The sequence below is a fragment of the Vibrio sp. Vb1026 genome (assembly GCF_033338745.1).
Classification (GTDB): domain Bacteria; phylum Pseudomonadota; class Gammaproteobacteria; order Enterobacterales; family Vibrionaceae; genus Vibrio; species Vibrio alginolyticus.
Genome location: NZ_JAWOTH010000018.1, coordinates 1 through 17,454, shown reverse-complemented (window position 1 = coordinate 17,454; position 17,454 = coordinate 1). Strand labels below are relative to the sequence as shown.

The 17,454-nt window shown below is 43.0% G+C and carries 18 protein-coding genes; 11 read left to right on the top strand and 7 right to left on the bottom strand.

The features are described from left to right. Window position 1: 1 nt before the first annotated feature. From R7E47_RS20280 to uspE, 5 genes are all read left to right on the top strand, one after another. On the top strand, window positions 2-2,365 hold the full coding sequence (locus R7E47_RS20280) for a heavy metal translocating P-type ATPase (RefSeq protein WP_017821936.1): 2,364 nt from the start codon (window positions 2-4) through the stop codon (window positions 2,363-2,365). Between the two features lie 15 nt (window positions 2,366-2,380). After that, the gene (gene ccoS, locus R7E47_RS20275; protein WP_130544951.1) at window positions 2,381-2,545 is read left to right on the top strand and encodes a cbb3-type cytochrome oxidase assembly protein CcoS; all 165 of its coding nucleotides are present in this window, start codon (window positions 2,381-2,383) and stop codon (window positions 2,543-2,545) included. An 8-nt stretch (window positions 2,546-2,553) separates the two neighbouring features. Then, on the top strand, window positions 2,554-3,234 hold the full coding sequence (locus R7E47_RS20270; protein ID WP_136977052.1) for a sulfite exporter TauE/SafE family protein: 681 nt from the start codon (window positions 2,554-2,556) through the stop codon (window positions 3,232-3,234). Window positions 3,235-3,324: 90 nt separating this feature from the next. Then, window positions 3,325-4,071 (top strand): FNR family transcription factor, encoded by a 747-nt coding sequence (locus R7E47_RS20265; protein WP_005377497.1) that lies wholly within the window; start codon window positions 3,325-3,327, stop codon window positions 4,069-4,071. A 180-nt stretch (window positions 4,072-4,251) separates the two neighbouring features. After that, window positions 4,252-5,199 carry a universal stress protein UspE gene (gene uspE / locus R7E47_RS20260; RefSeq protein WP_005377500.1) on the top strand — a complete coding sequence of 316 codons (948 nt, stop codon included), beginning with the start codon at window positions 4,252-4,254 and terminating at the stop codon, window positions 5,197-5,199. Between the two features lie 128 nt (window positions 5,200-5,327). On the opposite strand, the gene ttcA is transcribed toward uspE, so the two are convergent. From ttcA to R7E47_RS20240, 4 genes are all read right to left on the bottom strand, one after another. Next, the gene (gene ttcA, locus R7E47_RS20255; protein WP_005377502.1) at window positions 5,328-6,221 is read right to left on the bottom strand and encodes a tRNA 2-thiocytidine(32) synthetase TtcA; all 894 of its coding nucleotides are present in this window, start codon (window positions 6,219-6,221) and stop codon (window positions 5,328-5,330) included. 198 nt (window positions 6,222-6,419) lie between these two features. Continuing rightward, window positions 6,420-7,082: a DUF2987 domain-containing protein gene (locus R7E47_RS20250; RefSeq protein ID WP_005389171.1), complete on the bottom strand. Its 663-nt coding sequence runs from the start codon at window positions 7,080-7,082 to the stop codon at window positions 6,420-6,422. 13 nt (window positions 7,083-7,095) lie between these two features. Beyond that, the gene (locus R7E47_RS20245) at window positions 7,096-7,932 is read right to left on the bottom strand and encodes a glucosaminidase domain-containing protein (RefSeq protein WP_017634900.1); all 837 of its coding nucleotides are present in this window, start codon (window positions 7,930-7,932) and stop codon (window positions 7,096-7,098) included. Continuing rightward, window positions 7,925-8,722 carry a hypothetical protein gene (locus R7E47_RS20240; protein WP_005377508.1) on the bottom strand — a complete coding sequence of 266 codons (798 nt, stop codon included), beginning with the start codon at window positions 8,720-8,722 and terminating at the stop codon, window positions 7,925-7,927. Before R7E47_RS20240 ends, R7E47_RS20245 begins: the two co-directional genes overlap by 8 nt. Window positions 8,723-9,122: 400 nt before the next feature. Here R7E47_RS20240 and potA point away from each other — a divergent pair, with 400 nt between their 5' ends. The 5 genes from potA (at window position 9,123) to R7E47_RS20215 (ending at window position 14,270) form a co-directional block, all read left to right on the top strand. Beyond that, the gene (gene potA, locus R7E47_RS20235; protein ID WP_238967065.1) at window positions 9,123-10,238 is read left to right on the top strand and encodes a spermidine/putrescine ABC transporter ATP-binding protein PotA; all 1,116 of its coding nucleotides are present in this window, start codon (window positions 9,123-9,125) and stop codon (window positions 10,236-10,238) included. Continuing rightward, window positions 10,219-11,079 carry a spermidine/putrescine ABC transporter permease PotB gene (potB, locus tag R7E47_RS20230; protein WP_136977053.1) on the top strand — a complete coding sequence of 287 codons (861 nt, stop codon included), beginning with the start codon at window positions 10,219-10,221 and terminating at the stop codon, window positions 11,077-11,079. Before potA ends, potB begins: the two co-directional genes overlap by 20 nt. Further along, on the top strand, window positions 11,079-11,849 hold the full coding sequence (potC, locus tag R7E47_RS20225) for a spermidine/putrescine ABC transporter permease PotC (protein ID WP_005389180.1): 771 nt from the start codon (window positions 11,079-11,081) through the stop codon (window positions 11,847-11,849). Before potB ends, potC begins: the two co-directional genes overlap by 1 nt. Before the next feature lie 102 nt (window positions 11,850-11,951). Continuing rightward, window positions 11,952-12,983 (top strand): extracellular solute-binding protein, encoded by a 1,032-nt coding sequence (locus tag R7E47_RS20220; protein ID WP_017634902.1) that lies wholly within the window; start codon window positions 11,952-11,954, stop codon window positions 12,981-12,983. Window positions 12,984-13,232: 249 nt separating this feature from the next. Continuing rightward, window positions 13,233-14,270, top strand: coding sequence for an extracellular solute-binding protein (locus R7E47_RS20215; RefSeq protein WP_025766646.1), 1,038 nt, complete (start codon window positions 13,233-13,235; stop codon window positions 14,268-14,270). Window positions 14,271-14,358: 88 nt separating this feature from the next. Here the strand turns inward: R7E47_RS20215 and cobB are convergent, their stop codons facing one another. Then, window positions 14,359-15,090, bottom strand: a complete 732-nt coding sequence (gene cobB, locus R7E47_RS20210) for a Sir2 family NAD+-dependent deacetylase (RefSeq protein WP_005377522.1) — start codon at window positions 15,088-15,090, stop codon at window positions 14,359-14,361. 118 nt (window positions 15,091-15,208) lie between these two features. On the opposite strand from cobB, the gene R7E47_RS20205 reads away from it, so the two are divergent. Continuing rightward, entirely contained in the window at window positions 15,209-15,382 is a 174-nt protein-coding gene (locus tag R7E47_RS20205) for a hypothetical protein (RefSeq protein ID WP_005377524.1), read from the top strand. Between the two features lie 32 nt (window positions 15,383-15,414). On the opposite strand, the gene R7E47_RS20200 is transcribed toward R7E47_RS20205, so the two are convergent. Next, window positions 15,415-16,635 carry an ammonium transporter gene (locus R7E47_RS20200; RefSeq protein ID WP_017634904.1) on the bottom strand — a complete coding sequence of 407 codons (1,221 nt, stop codon included), beginning with the start codon at window positions 16,633-16,635 and terminating at the stop codon, window positions 15,415-15,417. Between the two features lie 342 nt (window positions 16,636-16,977). Next, on the bottom strand, window positions 16,978-17,454 hold a 477-nt coding region (locus tag R7E47_RS20195; RefSeq protein WP_318085035.1), incomplete at its 5' end, for an immunity 49 family protein.

Genomic DNA, 17,454 nt, shown 5'->3' with positions numbered 1-17,454 from the left:
TATGTGTAAATCCTGTTATCACTGCGGTGAAGATGTACCAGCCAACACGGATTTCAAAGTAGAAATATTGGGTGAAATTCGCGACATGTGTTGTCCGGGCTGCGAAACTGTGGCGCAGACTATTGTCGATAGTGGTCTTGTATCATATTACCAATACCGCACTGCGCCTGCAGAAAAGGCAGATCTAGTACCAGAGCAACTCCAAGCTTTAATTCATTATGACAATGCGGATGTACAATCTGAATTCGTACGAAATCGCGAAAATGTTTCTGAAGTAACCCTTTCTTTGGAAGGCGTTTCATGTGCCGCTTGTGCGTGGTTAATCGAAAAGCAAGTTTCTAATACGGCCGGGTTGGTATCTATCCGTGTTAATACAACCACCAATCGAGCGTTACTAGCCTGGGATAAAACTCAGGTACGGTTAAGCGAGCTCCTTTCCGTTATTCATAAACTTGGTTACAAAGCTGCACCTTTTGAAGCAGATAAGCAAGAAGCCTCTTACCATCGAATGATGAAGCAATATCTATATCGGCTAGGTATTGCAGGTTTAGCAACCATGCAGGTCATGATGCTCGCCGTTGCACTGTATCTCGAAGTCTTTGGTGATTTAGAGCCAGAGTTTAAAAGTTACTTTCGTTGGGTAAGTTTGATTTTTGCTACTCCTGTTTTGCTTTATTCCGCTCTTCCATTTTACTTAAACGCATGGCGCAGTATCAAAGGCCGAACCCTTGGTATGGATGTCCCGGTTTCTATCGCGTTGATCTTTGCCTATGTTGCAAGTTTAGTTGCAACAGTAACTGAACAAGGCGAAGTCTTCTTTGAATCTATCTCGATGTTTACCTTCTTTTTGTTAGTAGGTCGATTCTTAGAGATGCGCGCTCGTCGCAAAGCTGCTGCAGCGAGTGGTAACCTTCTTAAGTTGATTCCGGCAATTGCTACAACGCTGGACGGTGATCAGATACCCGTGAAGACGCTAAAAGTTGGCGATCGTATTCGCGTTCTACCTGGTGAACATATCCCCGCTGACGGTAAAGTTATTTCAGGCCGTATTCATATTGATGAATCCATGCTAACGGGCGAGTCAGTGCACGTTGTGAAACGAGAAGGCGATATTGTTTATGCAGGAACGCTAAACGGAGACGAATCATTTGAACTTGAGGTAGTAAGCTCAAAGGCCGATTCAATGATTTCTAACATCGTGCGTTTACAAGATGAAGCTCAACACTCCAAACCTAAAATTGCGGAAATTGCAGACATTGTCGCCCGTTACTTTGTTGGTGTGATTCTTATCATCTCTGCTGGTACTTGGTTTTACTGGCATCAAACAAAACCAGATGATGCGTTTTGGATCATGCTGTCTGTGTTAGTTGCTACATGCCCATGTGCGCTATCTCTGGCCACTCCGACCGCTCTCACTTGTGCTACCTCTAGAATGGGTAATTTTGGCATTTTGCTTCGTAAAGGCCATGTGTTTGAGACACTATGTAAGATCAACCACTTAGTTGTAGATAAAACAGGCACTCTAACGAAAGGTGATATTGAGATCTGTGAAACAAAGGTACTTAGTGATCTCCCACAGAAAGATTGTCTATCACTAGCTGCAGCTTTAGAGGCTCATGCAAACCACCCTATCGCTCGTTCTTTTGCAACTTACACCAATGATGACTTTATCGTGTCTGACGTGCAAAACGTGATTGGTTCAGGGATTGAGGGTATGTGGAATGGCAAAATCGTTAAGATAGGTAGTGCTGCTTTTGTTCAAGGCAAAGAAAGTGGTGAAAGCCAGGCGGTCTATCTGTCGGTTGATGGCAAGCATGTCGCTAGCTTTTACTACCGCGACCCTATCCGAAAAGAAAGCAAAGCCTTTATTCAACGTTTTGCTGACGCTGGAATTAAGACAACCCTGCTAACTGGTGATTCTCTCTCAAACGCCCAACCAGTGGCGAATGAAATTGGTATCGATCACATCGTCGCGTCAGCAAAGCCAGAAGATAAGCTTGCATACCTTAAGAGCTTGGACGAAAACAGTATCACTATGATGGTTGGTGATGGAATCAATGACGCGCCGACTCTCGCCGGAGCTCACCTTTCTGTCGCAATGGGCGGTGGTACAGATGTCGCTAAAGCTTCTGCAGATATGACGTTACTTGGGGATAATCTCGAAAAGCTACTAGAAGCACGTTTGCTTGCACTGCGTACAAGAAAGATTATTCGAGAAAACTTGGCTTGGTCTTTGGGTTACAACCTGTTAATTTTGCCTTTGGCGGTCGCAGGTTTAGTGGCTCCCTACATTGCAGTAGTTGGCATGTCTGCAAGCTCAATTATCGTTGTATCTAACTCTTTGCGCCTGCTCAAAGAGAAATAAGTAGAGAAAGCAAACATGGAAAGTCTTTATATATTGATTCCCATCGCTATCGTTCTCGTTTGTGTTGCTGTCGCCGTTTTTCTTTGGGCGGTAAGAAGCGATCAGTTTGAAGATCTTGAACGGCAAGGGCACAACATTCTTCTCGACGAAGAAGACCAATCTAATAATGATAAAAAGTAGCGACCTTTATGACTCCTGATTTTATCGGTGCGTTGATGATCGGCTTAGTAGGAGCCGGTCATTGTATGGGTATGTGTGGTGGTATCGCGTCTCTGCTTACCATGGGCTCTTCTGCTAAAAATAAAACCACCCCTCTTATCCCCCTCTTCTACAACCTCGGACGATTGATCAGTTATACCTTAATAGGAGCATTAGTGGGTGGTGCTATATCAGGTTTATCTGAGCTTAGTGGGTTAACGCATTCTCTTGCTTGGTTAAGGCTGATTGCTGCGTTATTCATGATTCTTGTCGCGCTGTATATTGCTAAATGGTGGCAAGGCTTACTTTTAATAGAAAAGCTAGGGCAGTATCTCTGGCGCTTTATCTCGCCGGCAGGGAAGAGTTTGTTGCCATTAAAGCATCCTCTTCACGCGTTGCCATTTGGCTTTATTTGGGGTTGGTTACCATGTGGTTTAGTTTATTCAGCGCTTACTTGGTCGGCGGTTTCTGGTAGTGCGATGAACGGCGGCCTAATTATGCTTGCGTTTGGGCTCGGAACGCTACCTGCAATGCTTATTATTGGATACGGTTCCAATCATTTTCAGAAATTACAAAAATCATTAATATTTAGAAATATTTCAGCATTAATCCTTATTGGCTATGGTACGTATACCGCTGTAGGAGCCTTAGCATTACTCGGTTTCATATAACGTTAAACTCTATTGAGGTGACATTTTTGCTACCCTTTAGGATTAAGCGATGCTAAAATATTGATGTATATCAAATAGTGAAAGGTTGTTATGATTTCTGAAAAACCTGCAACAAAGCGTATCCAATCAGGCGGTTGCGCCATTCATTGCCAAGATTGTAGCATTAGTCAACTGTGTATCCCGTTCACTCTAAATGAGGCAGAACTTGATCAGCTTGACCAAATCATCGAACGTAAGAAGCCTATTCAAAAAGGACAAGAGCTTTTTAAGGCCGGTGATGAGCTAAAATCGCTATACGCTATCCGCTCTGGTACCATCAAGAGCTATACGATCACAGAGCAAGGTGATGAGCAAATCACAGCGTTTCACTTAGCTGGAGACTTAGTCGGTTTCGATGCTATCACTGGTGACTCCCACCCTAGCTTTGCTCAAGCACTCGAAACGTCGATGGTATGTGAAATCCCATACGAAATTTTAGACGATCTATCGGGTAAGATGCCTAAGCTTCGCCAGCAAATCATGCGTTTGATGAGTAACGAAATTAAAGGTGATCAGGAAATGATTTTGCTTCTTTCTAAAAAGAATGCAGAAGAGCGACTAGCTGCTTTCCTTTACAACCTATCAACGCGTTTTTCTCAGCGTGGCTTCAGCCCTAGAGAGTTTCGTTTAACTATGACTCGTGGTGATATTGGCAACTACCTTGGTCTTACAGTCGAAACGATCAGTCGTTTGTTAGGTCGTTTCCAGAAATCAGAGATCCTAAGCGTAAAAGGTAAATATATCACTATCTTAGACCACGATGCATTGATGGAACTTGCTGGTGTAACTAAAGAATAATACACCCTAATTATTGATGTAGCTCGAAAATGAGCTACATCATATTTCTCATAAATTCCTTTCGAAAGTCCTCAAAAAGTTCTCCAAACTAAGCTACAGTAAAAATGTACGGTGAGTACTCCAAAATACTGATTTAATTTACATTCAGTATCTGGTTTTGCAATAGAAGTGGGCTTAGTTATGAGTATATACAGTAAGATCCTTGTTGTAGCTGACATCAATAATGATGAGCAGCCCGCACTTGCAAGAGCTGTTCAATTAGCTCAGAAAAGTGTATCTAGAAGCCGAATCACTTTCTTTTTATCCATTTACGATTTCTCGTATGACATGACGTCAATGCTGTCAGTGGATGAAAGAGATGCTATGCGTCGAGGTGTCATTCATCAGCGTGAGCAGTGGATGCGTAAAATTGCTCAACCATACCTAAACGATGGCTTCGACTTTGATGTTTGTGTTGTCTGGCACAACCGCCCTTATGAGGCGATTATTGCTGAAGTCTACGCAGGCAATCATGACCTAGTCATCAAAGGCACACGTAAGCATGATGTTTTAGAGTCTGTCATTTTCACACCGACAGATTGGCACTTGTTGCGAAAATGCCCTATTCCAGTGCTTCTTATTAAGAATGCTGCTTGGCCGGAACAAGCAAGTATCCTTGCCTCAGTACATGTGGGCTCAGAAAACCCGACTCATATTGATCTCAACGATACGATGGTCGAGCGATTAAAAGAAATCACCACTCGGCTTGAGGCCAAGCCATATCTTGTTAACGCCTACCCCGTTACACCGGCGAACATTACGATTGAACTTCCTGAATTTGACCCAACGACTTATACCGATGCGGTGCGAGGTCATCATTTAACGGCTATGAAAGCACTACGCCAAAAACATGGTCTTGATGAAGAACAAACGATAGTTGAGCAAGGTTTACCTGAAGATGTCATTCCGGCAGCTGCAGAGCGCTTAAATGCTGCAATGGTTATTTTAGGTACTACAGGGCGAACTGGGCTTTCTGCTGTCTTTATTGGTAATACAGCGGAGCACGTAATTGATAAAATAAATTGCGATGTGTTGGCTCTAAAACCAAAAGGTTACATTAGTCCTCTCGATCCAAATACAGCAACCTAATCTCTCCTTAGTATTGCTATGTATTGAGCGCGCTAATAAATCCCCCGAATACAGGGGGATTTTTGTTTGGGAACAGTTAAAGCGTTGGGTACAAAAAAGGAGGTCTAATTGACCTCCTTTTTTACGAGTTAGATGTTCGTAACATCGATGAACATCGATTCATCAATATTCGTCGAAGAAACGACAGCCTCATTAAATTCATACTCTTCGCGGTTACCTTCACGATCTAGCGGTAAGTTAACAAAGTCGAACAATTCGCGGTCTGCTAGTTGGCTTGGGCTTACGTTTTGAATTGATTTAAAAATTGCTTCCACACGCCCTGGCGTCTTCTTATCCCATTCAATCAACATTGCTTTTATAGATTGACGCTGAAGGTTCTCTTGAGAGCCACAAAGGTTACACGGAATTATTGGGAAATCCTTGTGCTCAGCGTATTTGATCAAATCTTTTTCACGACAGTAAGTCAATGGACGAATGACCACGTTACGACCATCATCAGAGCGTAGCTTTGGTGGCATCGCTTTAAGGCGAGAGCCGTGGAACATGTTCAAGAACATTGTTTCGACGATGTCATCCATGTGATGACCTAGCGCAAGCTTAGTTGCACCAATCTTCTCTGCAAATGAATACAGCGTACCACGTCGCAGGCGTGAACACAGACCACAAGTGGTTTTGCCTTCTGGTACCTTCTCTTTTACGACGGAATACGTGTCCTTATCGACGATATAGTAAGGGATGTTCAGTGTTTCGAAATACTCTGGCAGAATGTGCTCAGGGAAGCCCGGTTGTTTTTGGTCTAGGTTTACCGCAACCACTTCAAATTTGATCGGTGCGGCTTTTTGAAGATTCAGCAGGATATCAAGCATCGCGAATGAATCTTTACCACCGCTAATACATGCCATTACAACATCGCCTTCTTCGATCATGTTGTAATCAGTAATGGCATTTCCAACATGTCTTCTTAGGCGTTTCTGAAGCTTGTTGAATTCTAGGGTTTCTTTTCTTGTATCTATTTGGTTCATTGCGGGCTCTCACATCGCCGATAAATCGACTAGGACTTCCTAACATGGGTTTCTTTGGGGCGTGGATTATACGAGCTTTTTACGCAGGATTAAATGCTTGTCTTATTGAGTCTTTAAGAAAAGAGTGTGAAAGATACTTTAGTTACGGTCAAAATTAAAAAAGAGCTGCGATTGCAGCCCTTTCTAAACGTTCAGTGTTCATTTCTTTGCGTTAGGTAGATAAGGTAACACTCGCATCGTCGGTTCTGGTAGTGTCATTGTGCCACCTTGCCCTATTTCACTTAGTGCGACTTGTATCTTGCCATTGACAATTGGCTTTTCGGTTCCGTTTGAGAAAATCACTTTATCATTCAGTTGATTTGCAAACTCCATCGTCACACCTTGAACTTCCGGTGTAAACCAACCCGCAAACATACCGCCTAAATCTTCCAGCATCGTCTGCATTTGAGGTAGAAGAGGCTTAAGTTGGTCGTAAGAAACGTTACCCTGTAATGGTTCTTTGGTCATCACGACAAGTGAGTAATCGCAACGTGTATCTTTTGGGGTATCGACAAAAACCAACGGATTTGCTGACTTTAAGTTTTTATCAACTGGTAAAGGCAACTCTTGTGAAGCAGGGATAACAAACTCTTCATAGTGCTCTTCTTTTTCCATCCAAGCTTTTTCTATCGTACAAATTTGCTTAGTTTTTGCGTCCACAAAAAAGACACCAACTTTCACATCGTCATGCCCTTCTTTATTGTTGTTTTTTAGTTGAGTATATAACTTTGAGTACGTGAACATGTACTCTTGAGCTTGGGTTATCGGCGATACAAGAATTAGCGCCGCACTTCCCAATAGACTTAGGCTTAACTTTTTCATTTTATCCGTTATTTTATTGCGTCCAGTAGGCGTTGTTATGACGAATCATAGCGCGAAGATCGTGTACATAGGCGATGCCACGTTCAGAATAGGCTAGCAACCCATGCGTTAACTCTGACGCGGTTGCGACCGTTAACAAGCCCTTGTTCTTTTCAGCCAGAGACGTTCTGATTTCACGCAGGTCTGCATACGCTGGGTTTCGATTAACATTCATAAAGTAGCCATGAACAGACTGTTGTACAGAATCGAATTTTTCAACTTCATGAACTTTGTTAGCGCCACGTTGCGCTGGAACAATTCCACAGCCCTTTTTATAACACCATTGGCCGAACAAGTTGTTTGCTTGAGTAGCAAAACGAGAAGTGCCCCACGCAGATTCATTTGCCGCTTGAGTTAGAACCAACGCTTCTGGTAAGACGTTCACTCTCACAAGCATCTCGTCTAGCCATGCTTGATCAATCTTATCGTTACTCAAGGGCAACGAATACAGAGATGATAACCGCTGAGCATACTCTTGTTGTTCTTGCGTCACTTGTCCCACCTTTAAAGAGGTAAGAAAGGCCCGCTCATGACGAATTCGTTGATTCTCAAGAGCAATTTTAGGCCTTAAAAAATCAAAAAAAGCAGCTTTTTTCTCTTTCGTATCTTTTATTGAATTGAAGTCTGGGATATCACCGATGTATGGCAAGTGTGATAAATCGACATGCTTAATCTTGCCAGAGAGTACGTCAGGATTTTCCACATATTTAAACTGTTTCTCGTAGTGTAAATATGGGCCTATAGAAATGAAAGTGGCGGCTATACAGGTTGCCGCCACTCGTAAACTTATTGATTTCAAAGAATTAGGCATCAAACACCTGTGAGTTACCATCGTGATCATTATCGTTTTTCTGTGTTGTAACGATCTTAAGCTTAATTCCAAACATTTCGCGGTAGAGTATGCCTTTCAAATGGAAGAAGAATGGCAGCACAAAAATCAAGCCAATACCGTAGAACATTGCTGCAATAATAAACATTAACATCACGCCTAAGTAAAGCCCCGCGACCACAAAAATCTTCTTGTTGATTGCGCGAAGTGATAACAGCAACGCTTGCATTGGTGGCACCCTTTTCTCACAAATCAACAAGATAGAGTGACTAAATGCCAAGGAAAGATACAGCGACAGTAAAGGAAAAATCATACCAACCACACCTTGTAGCATCAAGCTCATGAGCGTTGCTAGGATAACAGGAATGGTGAACTGCAACCCCTTTCCAACATGGCGCAACTTAGTCTTCAGGCCAGCGACATGACTCATAGCCATCAAACTTATCCCCGCATAAATTGGGGCGCTAATCACCTCATAACTGAAATTCGCGACATAAATAGAAGACACAATATCGTTTGTGAACGACTCTGGGTTCTCAAATGCATCAAGAATAACGGTCAAATCGCCCAACTGCAGTTTTAATGCAATATAGAAAATACCTAACTGGACAAAAAGCAATACAATAATGGCAGGAGAAAATGATAAAAAGTGCTGGATGGTTGCTCGCCAAGCTTCGTTAAAAACCGCGCCAGCTTTAAGCTCGTAGTTGCCAGACAAAGCTCGCTCTACACTCCCCCCAAGATTGAAATCTTTCTCAAAATCGTCGTTCATAGTTTATCCAAGACTAACTTGTAAAATTTTGACTGGAATTCCAGTCAATTAATGTAATCGTCATTATAAAGAAATCTTTCCACATCTAACATCACAACTCACCTACAATCCTTGCAATCTCAACTGTATGGTTGATAATTAACCACTTTCAAAGTCATGAAATTGAAACAATTGTTGAACAAAGTTTAGTGCTATCAAACTGTGTTTAGATGCCAATTAATCTCATAAAAACAGTATGGTAAGGAATGATGGCTTTTTCCTGCAAAATTATTTCTGTTTCAAGATAAGAAAATGCTTTAATTTCACACTTTTGGTGATTATGATGCGCGCCTCAAAAGTGAATGGTTAGTGTCACATCAGCTGGGATAATCCCGGCTTGAACGTGGGGGAAATACAGACGTTGAACGCAAAACCGCAAGCAGGAAAGCCAGTTATTCGTTTATCTGGTATTAGTAAAAGTTTCGATGGTAAGGAAATCATCGGTAATTTAAATCTGGATGTTAATCATGGTGAATTTCTGACGATTCTCGGGCCTTCTGGTTGTGGTAAGACAACAGTTTTACGCATGATTGCAGGTTTTGAAACGGCAGATCACGGTCAAATTATTTTGGATGACCAGGATGTAACACAGGTTCCTGCAGAGCAAAGGCACGTCAACACGGTATTTCAAAGTTACGCATTGTTTCCACACATGACCGTATATGAGAATGTCGCTTTTGGTCTTCGTATGCAGAAAACGCCTACTGCGGACATTGAACCACGAGTAATGGAAGCGCTACGCATGGTGCGCCTAGAAAAAATGGCACAGCGTAAGCCTCATCAGCTTTCTGGTGGTCAGCAACAACGTATCGCCATTGCGCGTGCGGTTGTTAACAAACCAAAAGTACTGCTGCTAGATGAATCTCTATCTGCACTTGATTACAAACTGCGTAAGCAAATGCAAATCGAGCTTAAACAACTTCAGCGTCAACTTGGTATTACCTTTATCTTCGTTACGCACGATCAGGAAGAAGCCCTATCGATGTCTGACCGCATTATTGTAATGCGCGACGGTGTTATCGAGCAGGATGGTTCTCCACGTGAGATTTACGAAGAGCCGAAGAACCTATTTGTTGCTCGCTTTATCGGTGAGATCAACGTATTCAACGCAACCATGCTAGAGCGTATCGACGAGAAACGTATCCGTGCAGAAATCGAAGGTGTTGAGTCTGTTGTTTACTACGATCAGGAAGCGCAAGCAGGTGAAAAACTGCAAGTACTACTTCGCCCAGAAGACTTACGTATCGAAGAGATCAAAGAGTTTGAAGAAAAAGGCATCGTAGGTCACGTAACAGAGCGTACCTATAAAGGTATGACGCTTGATTCAGTTATCCAATTGGATTCAGGCATGCGTGTAATGGTTAGCGAATTCTTTAACGAAGATGATCCTGATGTGGACCACTCACTTGGCCAGAAAGTCGCTATCACTTGGGTTGAGAGCTGGGAGGTAGTCCTCAATGATAAGCAAGAAGATTAATCTTCAAAACGCGATCATTACCTTAATCGTCGGTTGGTTAACACTCTTTGTGTTGGTACCAAATGTGATGATTATCGGTACGAGTTTCTTAACGCGTGATGAAGCAAACTTAATCGAAATGACATTTACTTTCGACAACTACTTACGTCTACTCGACCCCTTGTATGCGAAAGTGCTGATGCACTCGTTCTACATGGCGATTGTGGCGACGTTGTTGTGTTTAATCATTGGTTACCCATTTGCTTACATCATAGCGAAAATGCCAGAGAAATGGCGCCCATTCATGTTGTTCTTAGTTATCGTACCGTTTTGGACAAACTCTCTTATCCGTACTTACGGCCTGAAGATTGTTCTGGGTACACAAGGTATTTTGAACAAATCATTAATGGCGATGGAAATCATCGATAAGCCATTACGTATTATGTACACCGAAACAGCAGTAATGATTGGTCTTGTGTACATCCTGCTTCCATTTATGATTCTGCCGCTTTACTCGGCAATCGAGAAGTTGGACAACACTTATATCGAGGCGGCGAAAGATCTTGGTGCGAACAAGTTCCAAACCATTACGAAAGTGATTCTACCTCTTACAATGCCTGGCATTATCGGTGGTTGTTTGTTGGTTCTGCTACCAGCACTAGGTATGTTCTACATCTCTGACCTTCTTGGTGGTGCGAAGAACCTACTGATTGGTAACGTTATTAAGAGCCAAGTATTGAACGCTCGTGACTGGCCATTTGGTGCTGCGACCAGTATCGCCCTCACCTTCGCAATGGCTGTGATGCTTTACGCTTACTACAGAGCAGGCAAACTATTGAATAAGAAAGTGGAGCTAGACTAATGGGACGCACAGTTAGATTTAGCTTTATGGCGCTGGTGTATGCATTTTTGTATCTGCCAATCATCGTCTTAATTGTTAACTCATTTAATGCCAACAAATTTGGTATGAAATGGGGTGGTTTCACCACGAAATGGTACGAAACCTTAGTAAACAACGATAGCCTAATGCAAGCTGCATGGCATTCATTGAACGTAGCGGTATTCTCAGCGACAGCAGCAACCATCATTGGTAGCTTAACGGCCGTTGCCCTATTCCGTTACTCGTTCAAAGGTAAAGGTGCGGTAAACGGCATGCTGTTTGTCGTGATGATGTCTCCCGATATTGTAATGGCGATTTCATTACTTGCTCTGTTCCTAGTATTAGGCGCACAGCTTGGCTTCTTTACACTATTGATTGCTCATATCACCTTCTGTCTCCCATTCGTTGTGGTAACGGTGTACAGCCGCTTAAATGGCTTTGATGTGAAAATGTTGGAAGCAGCAAAAGACCTTGGTGCAAGCGAGTGGGTTATCTTGAAACAGATCATCCTTCCTCTCGCTAAACCAGCGGTTGCCGCAGGTTGGTTATTGAGCTTTACCCTGTCTTTGGACGATGTGATCATCAGCTCGTTTGTAACGGGTCCAACATACGAAATCTTGCCATTGAAGATTTACTCCATGGTTAAGGTGGGCATTTCACCGGAAGTGAACGCCCTAGCAACGGTGATGTTGATTGTTTCTTTGGTCTTGGTAGTAATTTCTCAGTTGCTAGCAAGAGAAAAAGTGAAGTAGAATCCGCACCTGTTAACATCACGAAACAGAATGGTTACATGCCATTCTGTTTTTCTATCTATCGTCCAAAATTGGACAACGTTTGGTTTGGAGCTAACGTCAATGAAAAAATGGGCTACTCTATTAGCTGGTAGTGCATGTGCGCTTTCTCTGTTCTCTGGTACAGCGACAGCGGATGATAAAGAACTAGTATTTATGAACTGGGGTCCTTACATCAACAGTAATATCCTAGAGCAATTTACTAAAGAAACTGGCATCAAAGTGATCTACTCGACTTACGAGTCGAACGAAACTTTGTATGCAAAGCTAAAAACTCATAACCAAGGTTATGACCTAGTAGTACCTTCAACGTACTTCGTGGCGAAGATGCGTGACGAAGGCATGCTACAAAAGATCGATAAGACTAAGCTGAAAAACTTCGGCAACCTAGATAAAAACTACCTAGACAAGCCTTACGATCCAAGTAACGACTACTCTATCCCACACGTTGTTGCGATTACAGGCCTAGCGGTTAACGCAGATATGTACGATCCAAACGACTTCCAAAGCTGGGCTGACCTATGGAAGCCTGAGCTTGAAGGTCAAGTAATGTTGATGGACGACACTCGTGAAGTGTTCCATATCGCTCTGCGTAAACTTGGCTACTCAGGTAACTCAAAAGACCCTAAGCAAATCGATGAAGCGTACGCTGAGCTACAAAAGTTGATGCCTAACGTTTTAGTTTTCAACTCTGACAACCCTGGCGCACCTTACATGTCTGGTGAAGTGGGCGTTGGTATGCTTTGGAACGGTAGCGCCGCAGCGGCACAAAGTGAAGGCCTGAACCTTAAACTCGTTTTTCCTAAAGAAGGCGGTATCGGCTGGGTTGATAACTTCGCTATCTCTTCCGGTGCGAAGAACGTAGAAGCCGCTCACAAGATGATTGACTTCCTACTGCGCCCAGAAATCGCAGAGCAAATCTCTCGTGATACTGGCTACCTAACGGCGGTGGAAGAATCGAATGCTAAGTTTAAAGACGTTGCCCCACTGTTCCCTTCTCAAGAAGACCTTGACCGTGTTGAATGGCAAGATGCGGTTGGTGATCTAACCGTTAAGTACGAAGATTATTTCCTCAAGCTGAAAGCGGGACAATAATCTAGCTTGTGTAACAAGTCATCAACCATAGGAAAATAGGCAGCAATACGCTGCCTATTTTTGTCTTAGGCTGATATAATCGCGCGTTGCTAGGTTTATTTGTCTTGGTATCATAGATTTATCGTCTCATAACAAGGAGACAACGATATTCAAGCTAAATGAACATATTTGTGCTTACTGCGATTTGGCTCAACTCGATAACTCCAGCTAGTATTGACTTGTCCAATCGCGAAACAAAACGGAAAACAAATGAAAAGTAAATTCTACGCAAGCGCTCTATGTGCAGCGACGCTCATCGCTACCCCTGCAATGGCTGCTGATCAAGAACTGTATTTCTACAACTGGTCGGAATACATTCCAAACGAAGTTCTTGAAGACTTTACAAAAGAAACCGGAATCAAAGTTATTTACTCTACATACGAATCTAACGAGAGTATGTACGCAAAACTAAAAACTCAAGGTTCTGGTTACGACTTGGTAGTACCGTCTACCTATTTCGTCTCTAAAATGCGTAAAGAAGGCATGCTACAACAGATCGACAAAGAGAAATTATCTCATTTTGCCGATCTTGATACTAACTTCCTAAACAAACCGTTCGATCCGAACAACAACTACTCTATCCCATACATTTGGGGTGCGACCGGTATTGGTATCAATGCTGACATGCTAGACAAATCATCGGTTACTAAGTGGGATGATTTTTGGGATAGTAAGTGGGAAGGTCAACTAATGCTGATGGATGATTCTCGCGAAGTATTCCACATTGCATTGACTAAGCTTGGTTACTCACCAAACACGACTAACCCAGAAGAAATCAAAGCCGCTTACGAAGAACTGAAAAAGCTAATGCCAAACGTATTAGTATTTAACTCAGACTTTCCTGCAAACCCTTACCTTGCGGGTGAAGTTTCACTAGGCATGCTTTGGAACGGTTCTGCATACATGGCTCGTCAAGAAGGTGCGAACATCGACATCATCTGGCCAGAAAAAGGCACTATCTTCTGGATGGACAGCCTAGCAATTCCAGCTGGTGCGAAGAACGTTGACGCAGCTCATAAGATGATCGATTTCCTACTACGTCCTGAGAACGCAGCTAAGATTGCACTAGAGATTGGTTATCCTACGCCAGTTAAAACGGCACACGATCTGCTACCGAAAGAATTTGCTAATGATCCAAGCATCTTCCCACCACAAGAAGTGATGGACAGCGGTACTTGGCAAGATGAAGTTGGCGAAGCGAGCGTAATGTACGATGAGTACTTCCAAAAGCTAAAAGTGAACAACTAATTCGTTAGTTTTAAAGATATGAAAAAGCGGCTCATGAGCCGCTTTTTTGTTCTTAATGACAATACAAAAACTCTTCCTGTTGAAGTTATTACGCTCTTTCTTTTCCTTCTAGAGCCAGTATCTCGTCAACTAATTTTGGAACCTCAACGCTTGCTTTTCCGTAGCGTTTTTCCTCAAATTCACTTTCTACCGCACTAGGTTCTAGGTTAATTTCAATGGTATGTGCGCCGTGCATTTTTGCATCATGAACAAAACCTGCTGCGGGATACACAACGCCAGAAGTCCCAATAGAAATAAACAAATCTGCTTCTTCTAATGACGCGTAGATATCACCCATTCGCAGTGGCATTTCACCAAACCAAACAATATGTGGTCGCATTTGTGAAGGGATCTGACAACAGTGACAAAGTTCGCCTGTCTTAATGTCCTCATTGTGCTCTACTACTTGGTTAGATTCACTACAGCGCGCCTTGAGCAACTCACCATGCATGTGAATCACATTCTGACTGCCGCCTCTTTCGTGAAGGTTGTCTATATTTTGAGTGATGACCGTCACTTTACCTTCTAACTCAGCCTCTAAACGACCTAATGCTTCATGCGCTGCATTAGGCTTTATCGCATTATCTTGAAGTTTCTTGCGGCGTTGGTTGTAAAAGTCTTGAACAAGGTCCGGATCGCGAGCAAACCCTTCAGGCGTTGCTACATCTTCGATACGGTGATTCTCCCATAGGCCATCTTGCGCACGAAATGTTTGAATACCAGATTCGGCCGAGATACCTGCACCAGTAAGTACTACAATATTTCTATAAGGGAAATTCATAACTCATCCTTGCTGTTTTTTCATTAGCTTAACACTGAAAGAATAGCAACAGTAGTAATATGGATTAGACCATAGTCGTAATGGTCACTATTAGAATTACAATTTAAGAGGAACAGCAATGAGACAAGTATCTCTAACGTTTACATTGCTTCTGACTTTGGCAGGCTGTCAACTTACCAATGTTGAAGGCGAAGTCGATGATGTAAAGGTAAGAGTCAGCACCAATGATGATGACCATCGAGGTAATGGTAATTTCTGTCCTCCGGGCCAAGCCAAGAAAGACAATTGCTAAAAGAGCGGCTTTATGCCGCTCCCATATTGGCCTCAATCCTCGTTGGTCGAAGATATTTTATGAATGGCTAGGTCAGCGCCATTGAATTCGTCTTCTTCTGAAAGCCTCAGTCCCATACTGGTATTAATCGCACCGTAGACTACAAGTGCACCAAGCGCTGCGATGGAAAGGCCCAAAAGCGTTCCTAGAAGCTGAACGATAATGCTCACGCCACCTAGCCCACCCAATGCGCTTTGACCAAAAATCCCAGCGGCAATACCACCCCAAGCGCCACATACACCGTGTAAAGGCCAGACACCTAGCACATCATCAATCTTGGTTTTGTTTTGTAGGTGGGTAAAAAGATAAACAAATAGCACGCCAGCAATCGCACCTGTCACTAAAGCACCGATAGGATGCATTAAGTCTGAGCCCGCACATACAGCAACCAAGCCAGCTAGTGGGCCGTTATGAATAAAGCCAGGGTCATTCTTACCAGCCAACAGTGACGCGACAATGCCCCCGACCATTGCCATCAATGAGTTCATAGCCACCAAGCCACTTATGCCTGACACAGTTTGAGCTGACATGACGTTGAAGCCAAACCACCCCACACATAAGACCCAAGCTCCCAAAGCCAAAAACGGAATATTCGAAGGTGCAAAGTTGGTGTGCTTTCCTGCTCGAACTCTGCCTTTTCTCATGCCCAAAAACACGACGGCAACAAGCGCTATCCAGCCGCCAACACCATGCACAACGACTGAACCTGCAAAATCGTGGAAGCCATAACCAAAGGTATTTTCAAACCAAGCTTGAACACCAAAGTTTCCGTTCCAGATCATTCCCTCAAATAGTGGGTATACAATACCGACAGTGAAAAATGTTGCGATTAAAATCGGATAAAAACGAGCTCGTTCTGCGATACCACCTGAAACAATAGCGGGAATCGCTGCAGCGAAGGTCAGCAAGAAAAAGAACTTCACTAACTCGTAGCCATTGCCTTGAGATAATGTCTCAGCATCAGCGAAGAAGGTGCCGCCATAAGCGACCCAGTATCCAATGAAAAAATACGCGATGGCGGATATACCGAAATCGGCCAAGATTTTAACTAAAGCATTAACTTGGTTCTTTTGGCGCACGGTTCCTACTTCAAGAAAAGCAAAACCAGCATGCATCAAAAAAACCATGATTGCGCCAAGTAGTAAGAAAAGTGTGTCGGAACTTTGCGTGAGAGTTTGTACAGCGCCGTGTACCTGATTGGCAGTTACACTCATTATGATTGTCTCCGTTGATCTGTAGCGCACTTATCCTGTGCATCAAAGTTAGGCTCATCACCAATTTGGTGAACTTAATTTATAGAGCGTCTAACAGAGCAATTCTCATTCCATAATTTATATTTCTAACACTTACGCTTTAATTTATTGTTTTGTATGAACTTTAATAAAATTACGTATTCTTGAAATGGTGTTTAACATGCTAATAAATGCACCAATATGGTTTTAGTGCACCAACACAATGCGCACTATATGGTTCAACAAACAGCAAACTCTCTACCATAAACGTAAAAGCCACCCCATGAGAGGTGGCTCATATACGGAATTGCTAACTAAAGGGGTTTATCGAGTGATCTTCCCTGCTTTTACATCTTCTAACCAACGTCCTTCGACAAGATAGGGAGGAAGCCAACCAGTTTCAATAGATAGATGGTTGCCTTTGTCGTACCACATACAAACCATGCCAAGCAGAGGGAAATTAATGAGCGTGCGGATCCCCAATCTTTCTGGTCCTAGCTCTCGGAGATGATATTTCTCTTGGAACTGTAGATTTTTGACTAACACTTCCTCAAAATCATAACCAATGTCGGTGGTAAGCGCTGCAAAGGTTTCTAAAACCCCCATCGCAATTTCCAACGCCCAATCATCACCCTGAGCAACTGCCGCGCCCATCGCGGCCACCAGTTTATCAGTGTAGTCCGATGTGCGGTTATGGAACGATTGAATGACATCTACTAACATGTAAGACAGCTCACCCGCTTTGGTAGAGCTCTGTCTCATCAAAGAAATCGAAAAGTTCGCTAACACATCCATGCTAGC

Bases quoted from the DNA above. Each gene is read 5' to 3' on its own strand.
- R7E47_RS20240 (WP_005377508.1), bottom strand. From the start codon at position 8,722: ATGAACGACGATTTTGAGAAAGATTTCAATCTTGGGGGGAGTGTAGAG.
- uspE (WP_005377500.1), top strand. From the start codon at position 4,252: ATGAGTATATACAGTAAGATCCTTGTTGTAGCTGACATCAATAATGAT.
- cobB (WP_005377522.1), bottom strand. From the start codon at position 15,090: ATGAATTTCCCTTATAGAAATATTGTAGTACTTACTGGTGCAGGTATC.
- R7E47_RS20220 (WP_017634902.1), top strand. From the start codon at position 11,952: ATGAAAAAATGGGCTACTCTATTAGCTGGTAGTGCATGTGCGCTTTCT.
- R7E47_RS20265 (WP_005377497.1), top strand. From the start codon at position 3,325: ATGATTTCTGAAAAACCTGCAACAAAGCGTATCCAATCAGGCGGTTGC.
- R7E47_RS20280 (WP_017821936.1), top strand. From the start codon at position 2: ATGTGTAAATCCTGTTATCACTGCGGTGAAGATGTACCAGCCAACACG.
- R7E47_RS20205 (WP_005377524.1), top strand. From the start codon at position 15,209: ATGAGACAAGTATCTCTAACGTTTACATTGCTTCTGACTTTGGCAGGC.
- ttcA (WP_005377502.1), bottom strand. From the start codon at position 6,221: ATGAACCAAATAGATACAAGAAAAGAAACCCTAGAATTCAACAAGCTT.
- R7E47_RS20215 (WP_025766646.1), top strand. From the start codon at position 13,233: ATGAAAAGTAAATTCTACGCAAGCGCTCTATGTGCAGCGACGCTCATC.
- potB (WP_136977053.1), top strand. From the start codon at position 10,219: ATGATAAGCAAGAAGATTAATCTTCAAAACGCGATCATTACCTTAATC.
- potC (WP_005389180.1), top strand. From the start codon at position 11,079: ATGGGACGCACAGTTAGATTTAGCTTTATGGCGCTGGTGTATGCATTT.
- ccoS (WP_130544951.1), top strand. From the start codon at position 2,381: ATGGAAAGTCTTTATATATTGATTCCCATCGCTATCGTTCTCGTTTGT.
- R7E47_RS20250 (WP_005389171.1), bottom strand. From the start codon at position 7,082: ATGAAAAAGTTAAGCCTAAGTCTATTGGGAAGTGCGGCGCTAATTCTT.
- R7E47_RS20245 (WP_017634900.1), bottom strand. From the start codon at position 7,932: ATGCCTAATTCTTTGAAATCAATAAGTTTACGAGTGGCGGCAACCTGT.
- R7E47_RS20200 (WP_017634904.1), bottom strand. From the start codon at position 16,635: ATGAGTGTAACTGCCAATCAGGTACACGGCGCTGTACAAACTCTCACG.
- R7E47_RS20270 (WP_136977052.1), top strand. From the start codon at position 2,554: ATGACTCCTGATTTTATCGGTGCGTTGATGATCGGCTTAGTAGGAGCC.